22 protein-coding genes are annotated in these 22412 nt (G+C 65.7%); 17 read left to right on the top strand and 5 right to left on the bottom strand.

The window, feature by feature from the left end; all coding sequences use genetic code 11:
• Positions 1–118: 118 nt before the first annotated feature.
• From FJQ54_RS12585 to FJQ54_RS12605, 5 genes are all read left to right on the top strand, one after another.
• Complete coding sequence (locus FJQ54_RS12585) at positions 119–757, top strand: TetR/AcrR family transcriptional regulator (protein ID WP_235890442.1); 639 nt, start codon at positions 119–121, stop codon at positions 755–757.
• A gap of 50 nt (positions 758–807) precedes the next feature.
• A complete protein-coding gene (locus tag FJQ54_RS12590; protein ID WP_328592183.1) occupies positions 808–1254 on the top strand; it encodes an acyl-CoA thioesterase in 447 nt (148 codons plus the stop codon).
• The gene (locus FJQ54_RS12595) at positions 1251–2114 is read left to right on the top strand and encodes a 3-hydroxyacyl-CoA dehydrogenase (RefSeq protein WP_140928777.1); all 864 of its coding nucleotides are present in this window, start codon (positions 1251–1253) and stop codon (positions 2112–2114) included. Before FJQ54_RS12590 ends, FJQ54_RS12595 begins: the two co-directional genes overlap by 4 nt.
• A 44-nt stretch (positions 2115–2158) precedes the next feature.
• Positions 2159–3925: an oleate hydratase gene (locus tag FJQ54_RS12600; protein WP_140928778.1), complete on the top strand. Its 1767-nt coding sequence runs from the start codon at positions 2159–2161 to the stop codon at positions 3923–3925.
• Positions 3926–4245: 320 nt separating this feature from the next.
• Entirely contained in the window at positions 4246–4944 is a 699-nt protein-coding gene (locus tag FJQ54_RS12605; protein WP_181160149.1) for a transporter substrate-binding domain-containing protein, read from the top strand.
• A 115-nt stretch (positions 4945–5059) separates the two neighbouring features.
• Here FJQ54_RS12605 and FJQ54_RS12610 read toward each other — a convergent pair whose 3' ends face one another.
• Positions 5060–5713, bottom strand: a complete 654-nt coding sequence (locus tag FJQ54_RS12610; protein WP_140928780.1) for a TetR/AcrR family transcriptional regulator — start codon at positions 5711–5713, stop codon at positions 5060–5062.
• A gap of 46 nt (positions 5714–5759) precedes the next feature.
• Here FJQ54_RS12610 and FJQ54_RS12615 point away from each other — a divergent pair, with 46 nt between their 5' ends.
• From FJQ54_RS12615 to FJQ54_RS12635, 5 genes are all read left to right on the top strand, one after another.
• Positions 5760–7172 (top strand): TolC family protein, encoded by a 1413-nt coding sequence (locus FJQ54_RS12615; RefSeq protein WP_235890443.1) that lies wholly within the window; start codon positions 5760–5762, stop codon positions 7170–7172.
• On the top strand, positions 7169–8206 hold the full coding sequence (locus FJQ54_RS12620; RefSeq protein WP_140928781.1) for an HlyD family secretion protein: 1038 nt from the start codon (positions 7169–7171) through the stop codon (positions 8204–8206). The genes FJQ54_RS12615 and FJQ54_RS12620 overlap by 4 nt, the downstream gene beginning before the upstream one ends.
• Positions 8203–9366, top strand: a complete 1164-nt coding sequence (locus tag FJQ54_RS12625; protein WP_140928782.1) for an ABC transporter permease — start codon at positions 8203–8205, stop codon at positions 9364–9366. The genes FJQ54_RS12620 and FJQ54_RS12625 overlap by 4 nt, the downstream gene beginning before the upstream one ends.
• Positions 9363–10538 carry an ABC transporter permease gene (locus FJQ54_RS12630; protein WP_140928783.1) on the top strand — a complete coding sequence of 392 codons (1176 nt, stop codon included), beginning with the start codon at positions 9363–9365 and terminating at the stop codon, positions 10536–10538. The genes FJQ54_RS12625 and FJQ54_RS12630 overlap by 4 nt, the downstream gene beginning before the upstream one ends.
• A 396-nt stretch (positions 10539–10934) precedes the next feature.
• Positions 10935–11942: a sensor histidine kinase gene (locus FJQ54_RS12635; RefSeq protein WP_207790424.1), complete on the top strand. Its 1008-nt coding sequence runs from the start codon at positions 10935–10937 to the stop codon at positions 11940–11942.
• Between the two features lie 243 nt (positions 11943–12185).
• Here FJQ54_RS12635 and FJQ54_RS12640 read toward each other — a convergent pair whose 3' ends face one another.
• The 4 genes from FJQ54_RS12640 to FJQ54_RS12655 form a co-directional block, all read right to left on the bottom strand.
• On the bottom strand, positions 12186–12899 hold the full coding sequence (locus tag FJQ54_RS12640) for a hypothetical protein (RefSeq protein WP_140928785.1): 714 nt from the start codon (positions 12897–12899) through the stop codon (positions 12186–12188).
• Complete coding sequence (locus tag FJQ54_RS12645) at positions 12899–13204, bottom strand: hypothetical protein (protein WP_140928786.1); 306 nt, start codon at positions 13202–13204, stop codon at positions 12899–12901. The genes FJQ54_RS12640 and FJQ54_RS12645 overlap by 1 nt, the downstream gene beginning before the upstream one ends.
• A gap of 17 nt (positions 13205–13221) precedes the next feature.
• Positions 13222–14370, bottom strand: a complete 1149-nt coding sequence (locus FJQ54_RS12650; RefSeq protein WP_140928787.1) for an endonuclease/exonuclease/phosphatase family protein — start codon at positions 14368–14370, stop codon at positions 13222–13224.
• A 130-nt stretch (positions 14371–14500) separates the two neighbouring features.
• Positions 14501–15724, bottom strand: a complete 1224-nt coding sequence (locus FJQ54_RS12655; protein WP_140928788.1) for a HEPN-associated N-terminal domain-containing protein — start codon at positions 15722–15724, stop codon at positions 14501–14503.
• 482 nt (positions 15725–16206) lie between these two features.
• Between FJQ54_RS12655 and FJQ54_RS12660 the strand changes: the two genes are divergently transcribed.
• The 7 genes from FJQ54_RS12660 (at position 16207) to FJQ54_RS12690 (ending at position 22407) form a co-directional block, all read left to right on the top strand.
• Positions 16207–17211, top strand: a complete 1005-nt coding sequence (locus FJQ54_RS12660) for an ArdC family protein (RefSeq protein WP_140928789.1) — start codon at positions 16207–16209, stop codon at positions 17209–17211.
• Positions 17208–17606, top strand: a complete 399-nt coding sequence (locus FJQ54_RS12665; RefSeq protein ID WP_140928790.1) for a DUF2958 domain-containing protein — start codon at positions 17208–17210, stop codon at positions 17604–17606. The genes FJQ54_RS12660 and FJQ54_RS12665 overlap by 4 nt, the downstream gene beginning before the upstream one ends.
• A gap of 148 nt (positions 17607–17754) precedes the next feature.
• Positions 17755–19590, top strand: coding sequence for a ParB/RepB/Spo0J family partition protein (locus FJQ54_RS12670; RefSeq protein WP_140928791.1), 1836 nt, complete (start codon positions 17755–17757; stop codon positions 19588–19590).
• A 154-nt stretch (positions 19591–19744) separates the two neighbouring features.
• Positions 19745–20602, top strand: a complete 858-nt coding sequence (locus FJQ54_RS12675; RefSeq protein WP_140928792.1) for a hypothetical protein — start codon at positions 19745–19747, stop codon at positions 20600–20602.
• Between the two features lie 91 nt (positions 20603–20693).
• Positions 20694–21203 (top strand): MucR family transcriptional regulator, encoded by a 510-nt coding sequence (locus FJQ54_RS12680; RefSeq protein WP_140928793.1) that lies wholly within the window; start codon positions 20694–20696, stop codon positions 21201–21203.
• A gap of 461 nt (positions 21204–21664) precedes the next feature.
• Entirely contained in the window at positions 21665–21991 is a 327-nt protein-coding gene (locus FJQ54_RS12685) for a DUF736 domain-containing protein (protein WP_140928794.1), read from the top strand.
• A gap of 179 nt (positions 21992–22170) precedes the next feature.
• The gene (locus FJQ54_RS12690) at positions 22171–22407 is read left to right on the top strand and encodes a helix-turn-helix transcriptional regulator (RefSeq protein ID WP_140928795.1); all 237 of its coding nucleotides are present in this window, start codon (positions 22171–22173) and stop codon (positions 22405–22407) included.
• Positions 22408–22412 lie beyond the last annotated feature (5 nt).

Raw genomic sequence — 22412 nt, forward strand, 5'->3', positions numbered from 1 at the left:
CGGGCACTATATGGAGCAGAATGCCCAATGCTTTCATTAATCTAACCCACATGCAAAACGTCTTCCTATTTGGGATATCACGTGATATTCGAATTCTCGCGCGATAGGTGTCGTCGCAATGATCGGATGGACCAGCCATATGTCGTCGAAGCGAAAGGATACGCAACGCCAGACCAGGGATCGGTTGGTCGCGGCCGCGCACGCCTCTATCGTCGAAGAGGGGGTCGCCGCCATGTCGATCCGCAATATCTGCACCGCCGCCGGACATACCCAGGGCGCCTTCTATTCCAACTTCGCGAGCAAGGACGATCTGCTGGTCGAGATCCTGCAGAGCCATATCCAGGACGAGGTCACCCTGCTTCGCGATCTGGTCGCGCATTGCGCCGGCGACGATATCGAAACCACGCTGCAGGTGCTCGCTGCCCGGCTCGCAAAGCTCGCCGAAGAGGCGCAATGGTCGCTGCTCTCGATCGAATTGCAACTTCATGCCCGCCGGGAGCCGGCCTTCGCGGCGCGACACTATGAAGGAAAGGCGGCCTGCCATCAGGTGTTCGCCGGTCTGGTCAGCGATCTGGCGGAGCGTTTCGGACTCCGGCCGATACTACCGCCCTTGCAGACCGGGATCGGCCTTTACGCCCTGTGGATGGGCCTTGCCGTCCAAGGCGAGGTCGAAGGCGCCGTCCCGCGCGACCGGATGCTCGTGGGCTTCTTCCGCGCCTTGATGGGGCTGGGCGTCCCTGGGACGGAGAGGGCCTGACGATGGAGCCTCGGACCGTGTCGCGGCGGATCGGGTGCGGGGCCTCCGGATTGCCGCTGTACGGCGAAATCGATGCGCTGCGGCGCTTCCGCACGACCTTCCGCGCGAGGGCGGACGACATCGATGAACTCGATCACGTCAACAACGCGGTCTGGGTCGACTGGGCCCAGGAGGCGTCGATGGCCCATTGGTTCGCCGCCGCGCGAGGCTGTGACCGGGACCGGTACGTGGCGATGGTCCTCAAGCATGAGATCGAATACCGCGGCAATATCCGGGTCGGTGAAGACGTGACCGCGCTGACCTGGGTCGAGGGGCCGCCGCGCGGCGCTCGCTATACCCGATGCGTCGAATTCGTCCATGCCGACGGGCGTCGTCTCGTCATCGCAATTTCCCAATGGGCGCTGATCGACCGGTCAAGCGGCAGACCCGTCCGAGTGCCCTTCGAGGTGGCGGCTCCATTTCTTCGTGACGATTCCATGCGGGAGGTGGTGGAATGACCGATATTCGAAAAGTGACGGTCCTCGGGACCGGCGTGCTGGGGAGCCAGATCGCCTTCCAGACCGCCTATAGCGGCTTTGACGTCACCGCTTATGACATCAGCGAAGACGCCCTCGATCAGGCGGGCGCGCGGTTCGCCGCCCTCGTCCAAACCTATGAAGGGGAGGTGCCCGGGGCGACCGGCGGCAAGGCGACCGAAGCCCTGAAGCGCATCACCCTGTCTGCCGATCTCGGGACGGCGGTCGCGGATGCGGATCTGGTGATCGAGGCGGTTCCCGAGGTTCTCTCGATCAAGCGGGCGCTCTACGAAAAGCTGACGGGGCTCGCGCCGGACAGGACGATCTTCGCCACAAATTCCTCGACCCTGCTGCCGAGCGACCTGAAGGCCTTCACCGGCCGACCGGACCGTTTTCTGGCGCTGCACTTCGCCAACAGCATATGGAAGTTCAACACCGCCGAGGTGATGGGCACGGATGACACCGATCCGACCGTGTTCGATGCCCTCGTCGCCTTCGCATCGGCCATCGGCATGGTCCCTGTCCCGGTCCGCAAGGAAAAGGCCGGCTATGTCCTCAACTCCCTTCTGGTCCCGTTCCTGAACGCGGCGGCCGGGCTTGCGGCGGGCGGCTATGCCGAGCCGGAAGATGTCGACAAGGTCTGGCGCATCGCCACCGGCGCGCCGATGGGGCCGTTCCAGATCTACGACATCATCGGCCTGACCACGCCCTACAACATCCTGTCGCACGGCGACGACAACGCCAGGGCGATCGCCGCCTGGCTGAAGGAAAACTATATCGACAAGGGCAAGCTGGGCGTCGCGTCCGGCGAAGGCTTCTACGTCTACAAGCCCGCCTCCTGATCTCCCCTCCTGACCTCCCCCTAGCGAATCCAAAGGAGTCCGCCATGCACTACAGCAGTGGAAATTACGAAGCCTTCGTTCGCCCCCGCAAACCCGAGGGCGCCGAGAACAAGACGGCCTGGTTCGTCGGTTCGGGTCTGGCCGGGCTGGCCGGCGCGGCCTTCCTGATCCGCGACGGCGGAGTGCCCGGCGACCGCATCACCATCCTGGAGGAACTGGCGATCCCCGGTGGCGCCCTCGACGGGCTGGACGTTCCGGAAAAGGGCTTCGTCATCCGCGGCGGACGCGAGATGGAAGAGCATTTCGAATGTCTGTGGGATCTCTATCGCTCGATCCCCTCGCTGGAGATCGAGGACGCCAGCGTGCTCGACGAATTCTATCGCCTCAACAAGGACGACCCCAATATCTCGCTCCAGCGGGTGACCCAGAACCAGGGTCAGGACGTGCCGGACAAGGCCCTTCTGACGCTCAACGACCGGGCGCAGAAGGACCTCATCTCCATCTTTCTGGCCACACGCGAGGAGATGGAGAACAAGCGGATCAACGAGGTCTTCAGCGAGGACTTCCTCAAAAGCAATTTCTGGCTCTACTGGCGCACCATGTTCGCCTTCGAGGAATGGCATTCCGCGCTGGAGATGAAGCTCTATCTCCACCGCTTTATCCATCACGTCGGCAATCTCGCCGACTTCTCCTCGCTCAAGTTCAACCGCTACAACCAGTATGAATCCATGGTCCTGCCGCTGGTGAAGTGGCTGACGGATCACGGCGTCAAGTTCCGCTACGGCGTCGAGGTCACCGACGTCGATTTCGACCTCCAGGCCGGCCGCAAACAGGCGACGCGAATCCATTGGACGGAGAAGGGCGTCGAAGGCGGCGTCGATCTCGGCCCCGACGACCTGGTCTTCATCACCATCGGATCCCTCACCGAAAACTCGGACAATGGCGACCATCGAACCCCGGCGAAGCTGAGGGACGGCCCGGCGCCGGCCTGGGATCTCTGGCGCAACATCGCGGCGAAGGATCCCGCCTTCGGACGCCCCGACGTTTTCGGCGCCCACATCCCTGAGACCAAATGGGCCTCCGCCTCGATCACCACGCTCGACGCTCGCATCCCGGCCTACGTCGAGAAGATCACCAAGCGGAATCCGTTCACCGGCAAGATCGTCTCCGCCGGCATCGTCACCGTGAAGGACTCCAGCTGGCTGCTCAGCTGGACGGTCCATCGCCAGCCGCATTTCAAGAAGCAGCCCAAGGGCCAGATGATCGCCTGGTTCTATGCCCTCTTCGTGGACAGGCCGGGCGACTTCATCAAGAAGCCCATGCAGGACTGCACCGGCGAAGAGATCACCCAGGAATGGCTCTACCATCTCGGCGTCCCCGTCGAGGACATTCCCGAACTTGCAGCGACCGGCGCGAGCACCGTGCCCACCATGATGCCCTATATCACCGCCTTCTTCATGCCGCGCCAGGCCGGCGATCGGCCGGACGTCGTTCCCGAGGGCGCCGTCAACTTCGCCTTCATCGGCCAGTTCGCGGAATCGAAGCAGCGCGACTGCATCTTCACGACAGAATATTCGGTTCGCACGCCGATGGAGGCGGTCTACACCCTGTTGAACGTCGAGCGCGGCGTGCCGGAGGTGTTCAACTCCACCTATGACATCCGCACCCTGCTGGCGGCGATCGGACCACTCAGGGACGGCAAGGGGATCGACATTCCAGGTCCGGCCTTCGTGCGCAATCTGCTCATGAAGAAGCTCGAGGGCACCGAGATCGCGAAACTGCTCGAGGAATTCGACCTGATCGAGGACTGACGACGATCGCTTTCCCCGCCTTCTCACATATGTCTACCTTCATCCGGCTTTGGGACGAAGGTCGTGTGGGAGGGCGGGGGGCTAGATTCTTTCAGGGCCGAGTTCGGTTTCAGCCGGCTTTGCCAAGGAGGCAGTCTACGACTGCAGCCATTGAGGGCGCCGGGAGCTGTGCATGGGGAAGGTCGAGCCGGATTTTGGCGGCGAGGCTGCGAGGGTGGATCAGTCCGCGCTCGCAGCGAGACGGATCGACAAATGGCGCGGCTAGTCCCGGTTCGTCGCCATCATGGTGCTGCAGTCGGTCAACAGGGGAGGGATGGGGCATGTCTGAAATGCTTGCGGTGGTCGCCGCCGAACTGGCGCGAGGCGGCGTTTTGCGGGTCGCGATTAATCTGGGCAATCCCGTGCTCGCCCAGCAGCGGCCCGACGGCGTTCGTACCGGCCTATCGGTCCGACTGGCCGAGGAGGTCGCCAGGAGGTTGGGGGTCGCCTTGGTTCTGACGTCCTTCAAGACCGCCAATGACGCCGTTGAGGCCCTCGCCGGCGAAGAGGTCGATATGGGCTTTCTGGCGATCGATCCGCAGCGCGCCGAGCGGATCGCCTACACCGCGCCTTATATTTTCATCGAAGGCGCTTATCTCGTGCGGTCGGACAGTCCGTTTCACGATACGAGCGACGTAGACAAGCCAGGCATTCGGATCGCGACAGGCTTGCGGACGGCCTACGATCTTTTCCTGACCCGCACGATCCGCGCTGCCGAGATCGTTCGAGGGCCGACTTCGGCGGCGGCTATCGATCTCTTCCTGAATGGCGACGCCGATGTGGCTGCCGGCGTTCGCCAGCCCCTGACAACGGTCGCACAGCAGCACTCCGATCTGCGTGTGCTGCCTGATAGTTTCCAGACCATCGCCCAGGCCGTCGCCGTTCGGAAGGACCGGCAGAGGAGTCTCATCTATCTTTCCTGCCTGGTCGACGCGCTTCTGGCGGAGGGTTTCATCGAAAACGCGCAAACGCACGCCTGAAGGTCATGGTAGCCGCCTTTGCCATCGGCGTGGGCAAGGCCGCGCCTCTGAACCGGCTTTCCTTGACACGGCAAAAGCCGTCGTCGCGCGCATGCCGGCCATGGTTTACGCTGGGTCACGTCTGCGACGGTGATCCGTCCCGGTCTCGTCGGATGACGTCTCCGGCATCCGCCAGCATGAGATCCACGAGAAAGTCCAGAAGCTCTCCGCTCGCGACCTTTCCGGGCTCAAGCAGGCCCTGGAACATGCTTCCCTCGTGGACAGCCAGGATCAGGCGCGCAATGCACGGGAGGTCCCGGGCAGCGATGCGGGCATCCTCGCGAAGGATGTCGGCGAGCGCGCCCTCGATGATGGCGAGGATCCGTCCTTGCCGTTCGGCATAGTGGCTCGCCATGGCAGGATGGCGTAGGGCATAGAGGCCGAACTCGGCCTGGAGCAGATACCAGTCCCGATCGAACGGATAGCTGGCGATAAAGGCCTTGAGGAAATTGTCGGCCGTCGAGCCGGGCATGGACAGGGCGCAAGCGGTCGCCTCCTCCAGCCTCGACTGCAAGCGCTCGATCACCCGGTCATAGAGGGCGAAGAACAATTCGTCCTTGGATCGGAAGCTGGAATTATAGGCCCCCCGGCTCAGACCGACGCGCTCGCAAATATCTTCCTGGGTGGCGCCATGGAAGCCACGTTCGGCGAAGGCCTCGAGAGCGCCATCCAGGATGCGCTCCCGGGTCTGCGCCCGGGTCGGGCGCGTTCGTGCCGGGCGGCGGCTCACGGGATCACGGGGGGGGGCATTTCGATACAAATATGTATTGAGTTGGTTGGATGTCAACGTTACCGTGCGGGAGCAGGAGACGTTCTTCATGACCTTGCGATGTTCGATGCTGGTTGCCGCGCTGGCGACTGCGGTCTGTCAGGGCGCGCAGGCGCAAACGATCGACAGGCTTCCTCTCGATTATCGAAGCGCCCAGGCGAGGCTGCTCGAGCGGTCGGACGCGATCCGGGGCGCCGACGCCGATGTGCGCAGCAAGGAGGCCCAGGAGGCCTCGACAAGCACGTTGCGGCGTCCGACCGTCGAGTTCGAAGGACAGATGATCCGCTATCAGAAAACCCTCTATCTGCCGCTCGGCCCGCTGGCGGACGTGGCCCAGGATTATGCCATCTATGATCCCCTGCGCTTCGAGATCGAGCGCACGAGCACCCGGCCGATCGTGACGGCGACGCTGCCGCTCTATTCCGGCGGCCAGATACCCGCCGTGCAGGCGGGCGCGGCGGGGCAACTGGAACAGTCGCGCGCCGAACGCCAGATCGTCATCGACAACGGTCTGTTGCAGATGACCCAGCTCTATTTCGGCCAGCAGCTGCTCGAGCGCGTGCGCGATGTTCGCCGTGATGCGCTTGCGGGATTGGACCGGCATGTCGCGGACGCCCTCAAGCTCGAACAGGAAGGGTTCATAAGCCGGGCCCAACGCCTCCAGGCGCAGGTGGCGCGCGACGACGCCGCGCGCGAGCTCGAGAAGGCCGAGGCCGATCTCGCGAGCGCGCGGGTGGCGCTTGCCGGCGCGCTGCGGGCGCCGTCCGGCGTCGATCCCGTCTCCCCGATCTTCGTGATCCGTCAGCCGCTCCGCTCGCTCGACACCTATGTGGACACGGCGCTCCGCGCCCATCCCCAACTGGACCGGCTTGCGGCGCTGGAAGACCAGGCCGAAGCGGGGGTGGCCGTTCAGCGGGCGAAGCTCCGGCCGACGGTCTATGGATTCGCCCAGTATAATTTCGATCGGCGCGACACGCTGTTGACCGATCCGGACTGGTCGGTGGGCGTGGGGCTGCGCTACACCCTCTTCTCCGGTGTGGACCGCTCGCAAGCGGTGCAGGCCGCGCGGGAAACCGTGACGCAAGCCAATGCGGGCCTGCGCGAAGCCCGCACCCAGATCGAAATCGGCGTCACGCGGTCCTGGAACGAGGCGGAAGCCGCGCGACGGCGATTCGAGCTGACCGACACGGCGATCACTGCGGCTCAGGAAAATTTGCGGGTCCAGACCCTCGGCTATCAGGAGCAGCAGACGACCTCGCTCGACGTGATCGATGCGCAACTCGGTCTCGCGCGTTCCCGGATCCAGCGCGCCCAGGCGGGGTACGACTTCGTCATCGCTTTGGCGCAACTCCTGCACGTCAGCGGGCAGATCGCCACATTGCCGGGCTATATCGACCAGGGTGAAAGGGTCGCGCCATGACCGCCACATCGGAAAACCAGGCCGTTCCGGAAAAGACGATTTCGCCTGTTCCGACCGGGCGGAAGCGCAAGCTGCTGCTGCTCATAGCCTTGCTGATCGTGGTCATTCTCGGCGTAGGTCTCTGGCTGGCCTACCGTCCGGTTCCCGATCAGCTTCAGGGCATGGTCGAGGCCCGCGAGCTGCGGATCACGAGCAAGGTCTCGGCACGGATCACTGCCTTTCATGTCGAGGAAGGGCAACCGGTGAAGACGGGACAACTGCTTTATACGCTCGACAGTCCCGAGGTCGAAGCCCGCTCCGAACAAGCCGGCGGCGCGCTCGCCGCCGCGCAGGCGAATGCGGACAAGGCCGATGAAGGCGCACGGCCGGAGGATATCCGGGCTGCCGAGGCCCAGTGGCGACGCGCGCAGGCGGCGGCGGATCTTGCCCAGACCACCTATCAGCGCACCGAGCGCCTCTTTGAACAGGGTGTGCTCGCGGGGCAGAAACGTGACGAGAGCCGCGCCAACGCCCTGGCCTCCAATGAAGCGGCCCGAGCGGCGCGCGCGCAATATGACCTGGCGCTGGCCGGCGCTCGCCGACAGGATCGGCAGGCAGCGAGCGGACAGGTTCGCCAGGCGCGCGGCGCCCTTGCCGAAGTCGAGGCGGCCGAGAAGGAAACCCGGGTGCTCGCGCCGTCGGGCGGCGAGATCGGCCGCAGGCTGGCGCAGCCGGGCGAACTCGTGCCGCAGGGCTTTCCCGTCTTCGTCCTGACCGACGTCGATCATCCCTGGGTGACGCTCACCCTGCGAGAGGATCAGTTCAGCGCGATCCGCCGGGGACGGGTCCTGAGGGGCCGCATACCCGCGCTCGGTGATCGTAGCGCGCAGTTTCGTGTCTTCTATATCGCGCCGGCCGGCGATTTCGCGACATGGCGCGCGACCCGCCAATCGAGCGGCTTCGACGTGAAGAGCTTCGACGTACGCCTGTCGCCCGTATCGCGGGTCGACGGGATGCGGCCCGGCATGACGGTCCTGTTCGACTGGCCACAATGATCCGGGCCTTCGTCGACAGCGCCCTGCGCGAAACCGCCTTCCTGCGCGGCAGCGTCTGGGATCTGGCGCTGGTCACCTGGCTGCCCCTGCTGTTGCTGGCGATCGTCGCGGTCCAGCTGTCGGCAGGCGTCATGCGAGACCTGCCGATCGTCGTGGTCGACGAGGACGGCGGCGGCGTCGCCCGCGACCTCATCCGCAAGCTGGAGGCGTCACCCGGGCTCAAGGTGGCGGCGCGGCCGGCCGATATGGCACAGGCCGAGCATCTGGTCCGCGCGAACGCCGCCTATGCCGTGGTCCTGATCCCGCGTGATCTCGAGCGCACCGTGCTGCGCGGCGAGACCGGCAAGATCCTCCTCTTCTACAATGCGAGCTATTCCACGCCCTCGGGTTCGGTGTTGCGCGAAGTCGGCGCCGTGGTCCAGGCCCAGGCAAAGGCCCTGGCCGGGGAGCAAAGCGCCGCGATCGCCGGTCCCGCGCGTGTGCGGCCGCCGCCGGTGAGCGTGCAGAGCCGGATCCTCTACAACCCGCAGGCCAGTTACGAACTGCAACTCGTCGCCCTGATCCATCCCGCACTCCTGCACCTGCTGTTCATGATCGCGGTCGTGAGCGCGCTCGGTCGCGAGCTGCGGGACGGGACCATCGGAGCATGGCTTGCAGGTTCTCGAGGCGAGGCGGTCGCCGCGATCGCCGGCAAGATCGCGCCCTATATCCTCATCTTCCTGCTCTGGGGGGCCCTTGCGACCGGCTATCTCGCGGCCTTCCGGGGCTGGCCCGTGCAAGGGAGCGTGGCGATGCTGATGGGGGGCTATCTCGCCCTCTATCTCGCCTATGCGGGCATGGCCTTGTTCATCGTCGGGGCCACCCTGTCCATGGGGCAGGCGCTGTCGATGACCGCGCTCTATGCGGGAGCTTCCTTCGCGTTCGCGGGCGCCATTTTTCCGATAGAGTCGGCCTCCGCCTTCGCCCGGCTATGGAGTGTGCTGCTTCCCTATACGCACTTCGCGCGGCTGGTCGTGGAGCAATGGATGATCGGCACGCCCGTCGCGGCATCGGCCAGACCGATCCTCATCATGCTCGTTTTCCTTGTCGTGGGCATGGTCGCGGGCCTGCCGCGATACCTGTCGGCACGCTTCAGTCCCGACGCTTGGGGCCGCCGATGATCGGGCGCGCCTTCCTTGCCACCTTCCGCGCCATTCTCGCCGACCGTTCCGCCTTCATGCTGATCGTCGTGTCGACGATCCTCTATTCCTTCTTCTATCCTTCAGCCTATTCCGGCGAGGTCGCTGTCCGCATTCCCGTCGCCGTGGTCGACCTCGACAACAGCGGTGCCAGCCGGTCCCTGATCCGCAGAATTTCGGCGCTTCAGCAAGCAGAGCTTGCAGCCCGGCTGCCCTCGCCCCAGGATGCGGAGCACTGGTTACAGACGACAGGCGCTGGCGCCGTCATAGTCATTCCACAGGGTTTTGAGCGGAATATCCTGACCGGCGCACAAGGCACTGTCGCGCTCTATGGCAATGGCGCCTATCTGCTCAGGAGCAGCACCGCACTCTCCGGCGCCGGACTTGCAATCACCGTCATTGCAGCGGAGGCGGCAATCGATCAGGCGATGATGCAGGGCGCACCCGTCGGGCCCGCCCTATCGCTCGTTCCCCGCCCGCTTTTCAACACTCGCGAGGGCTATGGTAGCACTGTCTTTCCCGGCGTCGGCTTCCTCATCATTCACCAGACACTGCTGATGGGCCTGACGATGCTCGCCGCCACCCTGCGCGAGACACTGGGACGCTTTCGTCTGCCCTCGCGCACCCTTGTCGGAATTGCTCTAGCGTTCTTCGTGATTGGCTGGGCCGACGTTGCTTATTATGCGGGGTTTGTGTTCTGGTTTCAGGACTATCCTCGCGGCGGCGCTTCTCCCGGAGCCCTGATCGTGGGCGGCAGCCTGTTCGTGGCTGCAACGGTAGCCGCGGCGCTCGCGCTGGCCAGCTTCTTCCGGACGCGGGAACGGCCCCTGCAGTTGTGGATGGGCACGTCGCTCGTCATCTTCTTCCTGGCGGGTCTTTCCTGGCCGGCGGAAGCGACGCCGGCCTGGCTGGCGATCCTCGCCCGCCTCTTGCCTACGACCGCCGGCATCCATCTAATGGTCGGTCTCAATCAAATGGGCGCCAGCCTTGGCGAACAGATCCGGGAGGTGCTAAACCTCACCTTCCTCATCCTTGGCTATGGTGCCTTGGCATGGTGGCGCTTTACCCGCGGCCCGGTGCCGTTACTTGAAACTGACTCAAGCGCGACAGTCCCGCCATCACCAAACCCGGCGGCCGATCAGCGCAGCAAATAAACGCTGGCCTCACAACACCCTCATCGGCGCAGAGATCGCCCCCATGCCTCGTCGCCTCGATTGTCGTAGCGGGCCGGCCAAGCGAGTCTTCCTTGGAGCAGTTTCCGACGGACGATTGCTCGTCGCGCCCTCCGCTGAAGCCTGCTAATCTGGGCGCTCCGCCGTTCGGGCGAGCGATGAGACTTTTATGGAGATCTAATAATTTATTACTGTCGATTGTCGAGGGCGATTAACTCCACTGCTCAGTATAAGCGGGCGAAATGAAGCGGTTATCTCCCGTCCTGGAAAGCAAACCTTATGCATCGAGAGCCAGATGATTTGACCTTGGGCGTCGCGGAGGAGCCAAGTCTCAACCTGAGCGGCGGATTCGCGTTAGATCCGTCGGACCGGAGCGCGATGCGCGCACGTGTCGACGCCTTTGACTGGAGTTCGACGCCTCTTGGACCGCGCGAGGCGTGGCCCGCCGAACTGAAGATCATCGTCCGGCAGATTCTCGATTCCCACTTCCCCAAGGCCATCGTGTGGGGACCGGAACTCATCACCATCCACAATGATGCCTTTCTGCCGATCCTCGGCGGGAAGCCCGAGGCGCTGGGCAGACCGTTTTCCGAAGTCTGGGCGGAAGTCTGGGATGAGATCGGTCCGATCGTGGACAAGGCCTATGCAGGTGAATCGACCTACATTGAGGACTTTCCGCTCAGCATCGACCGCTCAGGCGTGAAGGAAGATGTCTGGTTCACCTTCTGCTACAGCCCGCTGCGTCGCGCCGACGGCAGCGTCGCCGGCATGCTCGACACCGTGATCGAGACGACGGGCAAGGTACGCGCCCAGGCCGACCTCGCGCTCGCGAACCAGGAGCTGGCGCATCGTCTCGGCAATACCCTGGCCCTGGTGCAGGCGATCGCCTCCCAGACCCTGCAGGGCCTTGCGGACGAGGATGCGCTGGCCTCATTCGGCCAGCGACTCGGCGCGTTGGGCAAGGCGCATGATGTCCTCGTTCGCCAGAGCTGGTCGGCGGTATCCTTCCTGCAGGTGGTCCGGAGCGCCGTAGAACCTCACGACCACGGCGATCAGATTCGGGTCGAGGGACCGGATTTGAAGATCGGATCACGTGCCGCTGTTTCGCTCGCCCTGCTTTTGCATGAACTCGCGACAAACGCCGTCAAATATGGCGCCCTGTCGGTATCGGGCGGAACCGTCGGCATCTCTTGGGCCGTTGAGCCCGACGAGCTGGCGCTCCATTGGCGGGAGAGTGGGGGTCCTCCCGTCGAAAAGCCCAGACGGATCGGATTCGGCACGCGATTGATCAAGATGGGCCTGAGCGGCGGCACAGTAGAGCGACGCTTTGAACCGGATGGATTCAAGCTGGACATGACCGTTTCCATCGCCTCACTCGCGAGCTGACGGCACAAATCGAGAGGCTGCTGGGAGGCCCGCATGTTGGCCGCTTCAACCACGCTGGACGACCTGTGCGCCGGGCGGCTCGAAGGCGCGGCGGTGCTCATCCCCTGAGCGGTCGCCCGGACCGAACGCGTCGTCCGCGCGTCGGCCTCGATCGCTGCCGGGGGGCCAGGCCGTCATGAGGCGTCAACGATCGCTCGCGCCACGACCGGCAGAATGAGAGGGGCGCGCGTGGTGCGACTGGGGTCAGTCCGCTGGAGGGGGCGGCTGAATCGCCTGCGCGTCTGTGATGGGGGCGTCACCTTGCTTCGGGGCTGTCGGCTTCGACTGCCTGTAGGATCGGACGCGCTCCTGCTCCTCAGGGTCCGCCATGGCTGTGGCGATTTCCCCGGCTCGCCGCCAGCGCGCGCGCCACCCCCATCCTTCAACGCCCTCCGGTGCGTCCTCGAACACCCACTTCTCAACCGGGCTATGACCGAGGATGACGGGATAGGCGGCGGTCGGAACCTGCTTCTGACTGTCGATGAAGGTCTCGTGGAACACAGACTGCACCCTCTTGCCGACTACCTCCTCATCCGCATCGTCCATCAGCTTGATGAACATGGCGGTGAAGAGCGCGGCGATGGCGCCGAAGAAGGTCCTGGTCATCTCCTTGTCGAGCGCGGGCATGCCGATGGCGTCGGGATCGAAGACGGCGTTCATGTGGACGATGATGGCGATCGCAGCCGCGGCCGCGATTCCGGGGCAGAGCGTCCAGACCGTAAAGGCGGCAATCGCCCAGCGGGGGCGTTGGGGGAGACAGCGCTTCGCAACCTGCGCTGCCGCCCAGCCCAGGCCCCAGATCGCCGCCGCGATGCCGGCTGCACACGGCCATCCGACGGCCCTGATCGCCAACGCCAGCGCCACTCCCATGATGGCGATGAGGAAGGCCGGCAGCGCCAGGATCAGCCGGCCGGACATCAGAGCTTGGTCCGATGGGGCGGCGCATGCTCGCAGGTGAGAATGACGTCTCCGCTCGGCTCGCGGATTCGATACATGCGCTTGTAGGGCGCCTCCATTCGACACTGGTCCTGTCCGGCCAAGGTCGCCGCCACGCGCAAGGCCGCAGCCGCCTGGAACAGAAGCGAGGTCGGTAATTCGTCGGCACGCGCAAACGGACTCGCCTGCGCCTCGAGCGCTTCGGCCAGTCGGATGAAAGGCCTCTCCGTATCCTCATTGAGGATGGCGACAGGGAGTTGTTGCGGTTCGTCAACGGGGGTGGTCATGCGAAAGCTCCCGAATGTCAGGCCTCGGTCGTGATCGTCTGCAGATAGTCGTCGGCGAAATCCGTCTCGATCTCGATCCACAAGGGCGAGTGATCCGACATCTGCCAGGTCCGCCATTTGCGATAGAGCGCCTCGGGCGTCTTCGCCTTGTACTTGGGGTCCGTCTCGGGATCGCTCTTGGGGGCCAGCGACGAATAGATAGCGCGATCCTCGTCGGTGTCGCGGAAGACCTCGGCGAACATGTCCACCATCCCGCCGGTCACCACGCGGAACCGCGGATCCTTCACCCGGACCGCGATCTGATCGTAGAAATGGTCCTTGTCCTTCCGGACTTTGGCGCCGTCGATAGGCGCGGGGACCTCGAAGCCGTTGGACTTCAACGCCGCCATGGTCTTGTGCTCCGGGCTGACCACGTTGAAGTCGCCGAGCAGGATGTAATTCTCCGCCTGGGCTTTTCCGGCGCCCTCAGCCTTGGCCTCTCGGTCCTGCCGCTTGGCGAAGAACTCCACCAGGCGTTCGATCTCGGCGATGCGGCGCTTCAGCTGTTCGCCGGAATCCCGACCGTAGTAGATGTGCACCGTGCACAGGCTGAACCGGAACCAGCCCGCCTGAAAGGCCACCAGGAAGGGCGTTCGCGCGAACTGCTGCCTGGCCTCCGTGACGATGGGCTGTGCATCCGGCTGATCGCTCGGCGGCTTCACCGTCTTGGGCGAGACCACAAGCTGCCCCTCGGGCAGGACCACCTCCCCGGCGATCTTGCGGAACCAGACCTTGTCCCGGCGATAGAGGAAGGCCATGCGTTCCTCGTTGCCGCCCGAACCCTCCGTCGCATCGGTGACGATATAGTCCCAGTCCCGTCCCAGGATCCGCACGAGCGTTTCCAGCGCGCTCAGATCCCGGTTGACCTCCTGCAGCGCCACCAGATCGAAACAGGCGACGATCTCGGCCAGATAGTAGAAACTCTCCGGCAGGCGCGGCCCGAAACCGAATTTGTTGGAATCGAAATCGCGGATGTTCCAGGTCGCCAGCAGCAGACTGCTCTTGCTGTTGCGCTTCCTCAGCGGCGCCAGGCTCTTGCGCATCGCGATCAGACGTTCGGCGCACCGCTTCCCGGCCGCCTTGTCGCGCCTGAAGGTCGCGCGCAGACCCGCATAGTTGTTGGACATGGCTTGCCCCCCGTTTCCACAACTGAGAAGAGCATAGCACAGCGAACGGGACGCGGCATATAACAATGCTCCGCAAGCTCCGGGACGCTTGGGAAATCCGGTCGGCCGACACGTTGCGCCCTGTGACCATCTACCCGTCCGCCGGAACGCCGTCGTCGTCGCCGGCGGCCTGATGCGTGACGCTTACCAACTTCAGCAGATGTTCGGGGCGCACCGCCACACCCTCATCGATGCACTGCCTGTTCTCGCAGAACAGGACGAAGGCGCGGTCCGACGGATTTCGCGAACTGCGATAGATGATCCCGTCCAGCGCATGGCCCTCGGCGGTGCGGAAGACACGTCGAAAATACTCGGTGACGATCTGCGTCGGCACATATTCGATATGCTCGCGACCATCGCGGGCGATCGGCTTGGCGATGTCGCGGGCGAAGGCGCGAAGGAAGCGCAGCGTATGGATCAGCTTGCGGCCGGCGGGCTCGAACACGCTCGGGACCTCGGGCAGTTCGGCCAGGTCGAGCACCCTGAGCGCCCGGACCGGCCTGAAACTCCCGATCGACAGGACCTGACCCGCATGCGCTTGCGGGTCAAAGGTCTCCGCCGTGGCGGTCGCCGCATCGAACGCGCCATAGAACATCGGGATACCCGCCGGACTCATCCGGTTGGACTGGGTTGCGAACTCGGCCGGCGGCGCGCCGATCGCCGCCGCCCCACCATGTCCGACGCCGTCAATGCGGATCCGGATCAGTTCGGTCTCGGGCTCGAGGCTTTTGACAAGTCCATGGCCGCCCAGCTCGTACCTGATCATCTTGGCGATCTGGCTCAGCATCTCGGCCGGGGTCAGTTCATCGTCGTCGCGAGGTTCCCGTTTCAGGAAGAAGTATCGCGTATCGTTCTTGGTGAACGCCTTGAATCTGTCCCAGCCCCACACGAGCCGCTGACTGTCGCTGCCGCGATAGAACTCCCGCTCGACCCAGCCATCCGTGTCGATGGAATCGGCAAGCGCATCGATGACAACGGCGTTCTCGCTGATTCCGTAGTCGCCGAGGACCTCCCATGTGTCGGTCACCGGCGCCTGGTAGCCGCCTTCGGCCGAGACATACATGATGCCCTCGCTGTCGGGATGGTTCCAGTCGAACGAGATTCCGGCCAGCACCACCCCCACGAAATCGTCAAAGCTGGCGGCGACCGCTTCATGGGATTCAGTTCCGCAGAACGAACAGCTGTGCGCCGTCAGGTTGGCCCCAATCCATTCGGCGAGCACAGGCTCCGACACGCATCCGGCGCAGATATCGCCGTCCGCGTCGCTATAGCCGCGTTCCCATTGTTCCAGCATCCACGCCTTCGCCCTGCCCATTCGGTCCTCGCTTCCGCCTTGTCATGAACAGGCCCGCGCTAGCATGTCTTTGCGCCAGGCAGCACACCCCGCCGACGAGGGCGACGAAGCTGACTATCGTCGTGAGCCGCGGACGGTTCGGCGGCTTCCGATCGAAATCAGGAGGGGAAAGCCTTCCCCTGAGCTGGAGCCCGCGTGGGCTCCAGCTACCCCTTCGAGCGGGGGCGCTTTGCCCCCCGCAACGCCCCCCTTTTGCGGTCATCGCGCTGCCGCGCGATGGCGTTTCCTGTGGGCCTCCCCGGGGCGCGGGTTGTGGCCGGCGCGCCCTTCTGGACGCGCCCCGGCATGCGCCAAGCCGGCCCGTGGCCGGCTCCTCCACTGACGTTCCAGCCCCTTCGGGGTGACCCCTGCCTTCTGGGGCGCGTCCGGACGGTCGCAGTCGCCGCCCACCCCCCGCTTCCGGGGAAGGCCATGTGGCTTTTGGGCGGGGAAGGAGGACAGGCATGCGTTCAAACCCCAGCCGTCGCGCCCGTGGAAAGGGCAGAGAGGGGGTTTCGGCTCCCGCCGAACCCCGTGCCAACCTCTATGACGAGGTGACGGCAAGCATCATCGCCGAGCTTGAGGCGGGCCGTTTCCCCTGGGTTCAGCCGTGGGGACGCGCAGGCGCGGCCGGACCCGGCCTCCCGAGAAACGCCCTCACCGGACGGCGCTATTCAGGCGTCAACATCCTCATGCTCTGGGGCGCGGTCATCGCGCGCGGCTATCCCTCGCAGGGCTGGCTGACGTTCAAACAGGCGCTGGCGGCAGGCGGGTGCGTCAGGAAGGGCGAGCGCGGGACCACCGTCGTCTATGCCGACCGCTTCACCCCCGATGCCGAGAAGGCGCGCGCCCGCGAGACCGGCGAGGACGCCCGCGTCGTCCCCTTCCTCAAACGCTTCACCGTCTTCAACCTTGCCCAATGCGAAGGACTGGACGGCCTCACCCCCGAACCCGCGCAGCTTCCCGAACGCGAGATCGTCCCCGCCGCCGAACGGCTGATCGCCGCGACCGGCGCGGACTTCCGCATCGGGGGCGAGAAGGCCTTCTATGTCCCGTCCGCCGACTTCATTCAGGTTCCGCCGCAGCTCGCGTTCCGGGACCAGATCAACTACTATCGCACCTGTTTTCACGAACTGACCCACTGGACCGGCCACCCCTCAAGGCTGGCGCGCGACCTGTCCGGCCGCATGGGCTCCCACCCCTACGCACGGGAAGAACTGGTCGCGGAAATGGGTTCGGCCTTCGTCTGCGCGGCCAAGAGCGTCATCCCCACCGTCCGCCACGCCGACTATCTCGCCGCATGGCTTGAAGTCCTTCGCGAGGACAACCGCGCCATCTTCCGCGCCGCCAGTCAGGCCAGCAAGGCCGCCGACTTCCTGCTGGCCTTCGACGGCCCGCCCGAGAACGAAGCCGTCCCGGCCGCCGCGCCCCTCGCTTCCCAACCCAGCCACGAAAGGATCGCGGCATGAGGCTGCTGAGCCCCGACCTGCGGGCGCGCCTCCTCGCCAACGGCGAGGCAGGCCATGCCGCCCGGCGCGACGGCCGTCGCGAGCCCGACCCGTCTCCCGTCGTGAAGTTCTTCAATCCCGTCGGCGCGGCCACGTGGCTGGCGACCGAACTGGACCCGGACGGCGACACCCTGTTCGGCCTCGCCGACCTCGGCTTCGGCTGTCCCGAACTCGGATCGTTCAGCCTGTCCGAACTGGCGTCGGTCCGGCTGCCGTTCGGCCTCGGGATCGAGCGCGACCTGTATTTTGAAGGGCGGCTGCCGATCTCGATCTATGCCGAGACGGCCCGCCGCACCGGCTCGATCATGCAGGCCATCGGCCTGCTGCACAGCCTCCCGCACGGCCCTGCGTCATGACTGTCCCGACCATCGATCCCGAGATTCCGACCGCCGATCCCGGCGGCGGATGAGCGCGCGGCTCTTTCCGCGCAAACCCGGCCCCGCCCGACGTCTCTTGCCGGATCAGGCGGACGGGGCCGGTCCACTCCCAAAGGAGCAGACCATCATGCAACTCGCAAACATCGACATTGGCAAGCTCAGCATCTCCAAGCTGAACATGCGCCACGACAGGAAGCCCCCGGACGTGTCCGACATCCTGCCGTCCGTGCGCGAACGGGGCGTCCTCACGCCCCTTCTCGTGCGTCCCTCCGGCGAGGGCGAGACCTTCGAGATCGTCGCCGGACGCCGCCGCTACTTCGCCGTCCGCGCCATCCTCGAGGACGGCGGGGAGATCGAGCCGCTGCCCTGCGCCATCATGGAGCCGGGCGACGACGCGGCGGCGCTGGAAGCCTCGCTGATCGAGAACCTCGCCCGTCTCGATCCCGACGAGGTCAGCCGGTGGGAGACCTTCACCCGCCTGATCCGCCGCGAGGGCCGCACGGTCGAGGACGTGGCGCGGACCTTCGGGCTGACCGAAGCCTATGTCCACAAGGTGATGGCGCTCGGCAACCTCCTGCCGCGTATCCGCGCCCTCTACGCTCAGGGCGACATCGACGTCGCCACCGTCCGCAGCCTGACGCTCGCCACCAAGTTGCAGCAGAAAGACTGGCTGGCGATGGTGGACGACCCCGAGCAGCGGGCTCCCACCGGCGAGCGGTTGAAGGCGTGGCTGTTCGGCGGCCAGTCGATCTCGACCGCCGTGGCCCTGTTCGACCTTGCCGCCTATCCCGGCCAGATCGTCGTCAACCTGTTCGGGGAGGACGGCTATTTCGCCGACCCGGACCAGTTCTGGACCGCGCAGAACGAGGCCGTCGCCACCCGCCGCGACGCGCTTCTGGACGCCGGATGGGGCGAGGTCGAGGTGCTTGCGACCGGCGAGCGCTTCCGCTCATGGGACCATGAGGCGACCCCCAAGGACAAGGGCGGCCGGGTCTATGTCACGGTCGCCGCCAATGGCGAGGTGACGGTCAACGAGGGCTGGCTTCCCGCCAAGGAGGCCCGGCGCGCCCGCGCCGCCGCCGCCCGCGCCGAGGCCGGGGAGACCGCCAAGGCGGTCAAGCCGGAAACCACCAGCGCCTTGCAGCAGTATATCGACCTGCATCGCCACGCCGCCGCCCGGTCGGTCCTTGCCGACCATCCCGGCATCGCCTTCCGGCTGATGGTCGCCCACGCCATCATCGGCTCGACGCTGTGGAAGGTGGAGGCCGAAAGCCAGCGCGCGAAGTCCGATCCCGTGACCGAGAGCGTCGCGGGCGGCGAGGCCAACAGCCGGTTCGACGCCCGCCGCCGCGCCGTCCTCGCCCTGCTGGGCCGCCCGCGCGACGATACGGAAGTGATTGTCGGCCGCTACAGCGGCGAAACCGCCATCGTGGAGCTGTTCGCCCGGCTGGTGAGCCTCGACGACGCCGAGGTCATGGCGGTCGCCGCCGTCGTCATGGGTGAAAGCCTCGCGGCGGGCGGGGCCGTGGTCGAGGCCGTAGGCGGCTACCTGAAGCCCGACATGGCCGCGATGTGGCAGCCCGACGACGCCTTCTTCGGCCTGATCCGCGACCGTCAGGTGGCGAACGCCCTCCTCAGGGACGTGGGCGGGAAGCCTGTGGCCAATGGCAATGTCGCCGCCAAGGTCAGGACGCAGATCGGCATCGCGCGCGACTTCCTCGCTGGCGCCAACAACCGCGAGAAGGTCGAGGGCTGGACGCCGAAGTGGCTGGCCTTTCCCCCTGGCCGCTACACCGGCCGCGACTTCTCCTCGCTGGCCCTGTGGGAGGCGGTCGCCAGAAAGGTCAGGCGACTTCCCGCGCCGGGCCCGGCTCCCGCCGCCGAGGCCGAGCCCGCGCCCCCGGTCGAGGTCGAGGCGCAAGCGCCCCGGCCGCAGGCCGAGCCCGTGGCCATCGCAGCATGATCCGGACGGGCGGCGGTGACGCCGCCCGTCTTCTCCCCCGGGAAAAATCGCGCCGCCCGCATCCCTGACGGGATCGCGGGCGGCGCGATTTCATCATGCGAGCGGCTTGGGAGGTCGCTGGCCAGCCAGATTGCCATGCGGTGCGAAGGCATTCATGACAGCGGGTATGGAACTGATCCGGATCGATGGCGATCCCTGCCGCTTCGCCGTTCGCCTGCCCGACCTGGATCAGCCGATCCGGCGGATTTTTCCCCTTGAACGGCTGATCGAAGCCATCTCGTCAAAGCAGATGGGGTTGGTCGCGCCGCAACTCTGGGAAGACCCGCGAGAAGACCCGAGCGCCCTGTGCATGCTCGACGGAACCCTGCATGTCGCGGGAAAGGGACAGCGGCCGCTGTCGGCCTACCTCGCTCCCGCATGGGCGCAGTGCTGGTCGTTGAACCCCGGATCGGACACCCTGCTCAGGGCCTATTCGCGCGTGAGGCTGGATCCCGAAAGTCGCCGCAACATCCAAGCGGACGATGAAGGCGTGACCGTGACGACCACCGTCCGACGCCTGCTGTCGGCGGCGGAAACGTGGCATGCCGATGGCGCGAACAGCCATGTCGTGATGGGTCAGGTCGAGTATCTCGGCGACGGGGACATCTGGCAGCGCATCGTGAACGCCTGCAATGGACAACATGGACCCCGCTTCTTCTGCACCGTTCAGGGTCGCGCTGACTCTCTCCTGTGGAAGCGGAAATATTTCGCGCACGAGCAGGAGGTGCGGCTTCTCCAGATCGACCGCGCATGGCGGCGCGAAGAACCCGCACCCCGCATCAGGCAGGTTCGGATCGATCCGGACACGCTCTTCACTTCGATCAGCTTCGATCCCAGACTTCAGCCGTTCGAAGTCACCGAACGGGAGGCGGCAATCCGCCGGGCGGGCTACACGGGCGCGATCACGCGCGACCCCAGCTACCAGAAAATCCTTGGGCAACTCGTCATGCTGCGTGACTGGCCGGACCCCTGAGGGAGAGCGCTGACGTCGTGACCGCAGCCTTGATGCATCCAGAGATTGCTTTAGCGTGGCCGCAGCCTGCCTTGTGTTGCAAAGAGAGTTTATGTCCGATCTCGACAAACCCGACACCACGACCGACCTCACCGCGCTGACTGCCGATCTGGTCTCCGCCTTCGTCTCCCACAACAAGGTCGGTACGGCCGAACTCCCCGGCCTGATCGCCGCGGTCCATGGGGCTCTCGCCGGCTTGGGCGCGGCGACCGATACGGAGACAGTCGAAGCCTTCCACCCTGCCGTCACGGCGCGAAAGTCGCTCGCCGATCCCGACCATATCGTCTCCATGATCGATGGAAAGCCCTACAGCAGCCTGAAGCGGCATCTGGCCGCGCATGGCCTGACCCCGGATGAGTACCGCGCCCGTTATGGCCTGCCGTCCTCCTATCCGATGGTTGCGCCGGGCTATTCCGCGCGGCGCAGCGAACTGGCCAAGACCATCGGGCTCGGTCGCAAACCAAAGGGCGAAATCCCCGTCGCCGCGTCGGCGGCGAAGCCCGCCAAGTCCGCCAAGCCTGCGCGCAAGCCGCGAACGCCCAAGGCGGCCCCGGCAGCCTGAACCTGCGCCCCGGACCCGCTTGCACCGGCGGGTCCAGCCAGTGTTGCGCTCGGCCGGTCAGTCCCTCGGTCCAGCGTCAGGGCGAACAGGCGCGCAGTTGAGGTGCCGGCCGGAAACAGGTCGAAATCCGGCGAACCTGCCTCGCATCCGTCCGTTGCTGAAAGGTGGGAGTGAACGCCACCGAGCACTCGGTCGGGTCCGCTCGCATGCGCACGAGGCACGTCCCCGGGTATCGACGGCCTGAACCTATGGGCGGCCCGGCCGATCCGAAACCATCGCTCCCGGGCTTTTTCCCCGCCGCGCAGGCGCGGCTCCTCGCGGCCGCTGCGCTCAAAAAAACCCTTCGCTCCGGTCCTGCGCTGACGCTTCGGCCCTTCCGGGTTCGGTCGGCCGGTCGCGCCCATGACGGTCGGCCTGTCGCCGGGGATCGGCCCCGACGCACACGCGAAAGGAACCACGCCATGGCCGCCATCGGCTACGTCACCCACACTCCGGAATCGGACTCCTACAAGGGTCAGCTCCGCACCCTCTCGATCCGCACCGATATCGAGATCGTCCCCAACCGCTCCAAATCCGCGCCCAACCAGCCCGACTATCGGGTTCTGTCAGGCCCGGTCGAACTCGGCGCGGGCTGGATCCGGACCGGCGAGCAATCGGGTAAAGACTATGTGTCCCTGGCCATCGCCGCCCCGGAGTTCGGTCCGCGCCGCCTCTACGTCAACCTGGGCCGCGCCGCCGGACAGGACGACGGGGACGTGTTCGCCCTGATCTGGAATCCGGCCGACTGAACCATCGGCCTCGCCCCCGCGCCGCGCGACGCGGGGGCTTTTTTCCTCGTCATATCTTCGCGCGACCGCGTCCGAACGAAAGCCGGGGGGAGCCGCTTTCGTGCTCCCGCGCGCGGCGCGCGATGCGCTCTGGATCATATCGCCCGCACTGCTGGCGGGCGCGACCAGAGGACGCCGACATGGATGACGACGCCGCCAGCCGCGCCCAGCGCGCGAAGAAAGGCAGCCCCTTTCTCAACACCGCCCAGGCCGCCTTCTATGTCGGCCTGCACAGGAACACCCTGGAGCAGATGCGCGGCCGGGGCGAAGGCCCGCGCTTTCGCCGCCACGGCCGTTTCGTCCGCTATCACATCGATGATCTCGACGACTGGTCGGTGCACAACGCCGGGGCGGGCGAACGGAACTCCGATGCCTGAGCGCC

This window comes from Sandaracinobacter neustonicus (genome assembly GCF_006385875.1).
Taxonomy (GTDB): Bacteria; Pseudomonadota; Alphaproteobacteria; order Sphingomonadales; family Sphingomonadaceae; genus Sandaracinobacteroides; species Sandaracinobacteroides neustonicus.

Coding starts and splice junctions, on each gene's coding strand:
- FJQ54_RS12585 (WP_235890442.1), top strand. CDS start 119: ATGATCGGATGGACCAGCCATATGTCGTCGAAGCGAAAGGATACGCAA.
- FJQ54_RS12595 (WP_140928777.1), top strand. CDS start 1,251: ATGACCGATATTCGAAAAGTGACGGTCCTCGGGACCGGCGTGCTGGGG.
- FJQ54_RS12600 (WP_140928778.1), top strand. CDS start 2,159: ATGCACTACAGCAGTGGAAATTACGAAGCCTTCGTTCGCCCCCGCAAA.
- FJQ54_RS12605 (WP_181160149.1), top strand. CDS start 4,246: ATGTCTGAAATGCTTGCGGTGGTCGCCGCCGAACTGGCGCGAGGCGGC.
- FJQ54_RS12620 (WP_140928781.1), top strand. CDS start 7,169: ATGACCGCCACATCGGAAAACCAGGCCGTTCCGGAAAAGACGATTTCG.
- FJQ54_RS12625 (WP_140928782.1), top strand. CDS start 8,203: ATGATCCGGGCCTTCGTCGACAGCGCCCTGCGCGAAACCGCCTTCCTG.
- FJQ54_RS12630 (WP_140928783.1), top strand. CDS start 9,363: ATGATCGGGCGCGCCTTCCTTGCCACCTTCCGCGCCATTCTCGCCGAC.
- FJQ54_RS12635 (WP_207790424.1), top strand. CDS start 10,935: ATGCGCGCACGTGTCGACGCCTTTGACTGGAGTTCGACGCCTCTTGGA.
- FJQ54_RS12640 (WP_140928785.1), bottom strand. CDS start 12,899: ATGTCCGGCCGGCTGATCCTGGCGCTGCCGGCCTTCCTCATCGCCATC.
- FJQ54_RS12645 (WP_140928786.1), bottom strand. CDS start 13,204: ATGACCACCCCCGTTGACGAACCGCAACAACTCCCTGTCGCCATCCTC.
- FJQ54_RS12650 (WP_140928787.1), bottom strand. CDS start 14,370: ATGTCCAACAACTATGCGGGTCTGCGCGCGACCTTCAGGCGCGACAAG.
- FJQ54_RS12655 (WP_140928788.1), bottom strand. CDS start 15,724: ATGGGCAGGGCGAAGGCGTGGATGCTGGAACAATGGGAACGCGGCTAT.
- FJQ54_RS12660 (WP_140928789.1), top strand. CDS start 16,207: ATGCGTTCAAACCCCAGCCGTCGCGCCCGTGGAAAGGGCAGAGAGGGG.
- FJQ54_RS12665 (WP_140928790.1), top strand. CDS start 17,208: ATGAGGCTGCTGAGCCCCGACCTGCGGGCGCGCCTCCTCGCCAACGGC.
- FJQ54_RS12670 (WP_140928791.1), top strand. CDS start 17,755: ATGCAACTCGCAAACATCGACATTGGCAAGCTCAGCATCTCCAAGCTG.
- FJQ54_RS12675 (WP_140928792.1), top strand. CDS start 19,745: ATGACAGCGGGTATGGAACTGATCCGGATCGATGGCGATCCCTGCCGC.
- FJQ54_RS12680 (WP_140928793.1), top strand. CDS start 20,694: ATGTCCGATCTCGACAAACCCGACACCACGACCGACCTCACCGCGCTG.
- FJQ54_RS12685 (WP_140928794.1), top strand. CDS start 21,665: ATGGCCGCCATCGGCTACGTCACCCACACTCCGGAATCGGACTCCTAC.
- FJQ54_RS12690 (WP_140928795.1), top strand. CDS start 22,171: ATGGATGACGACGCCGCCAGCCGCGCCCAGCGCGCGAAGAAAGGCAGC.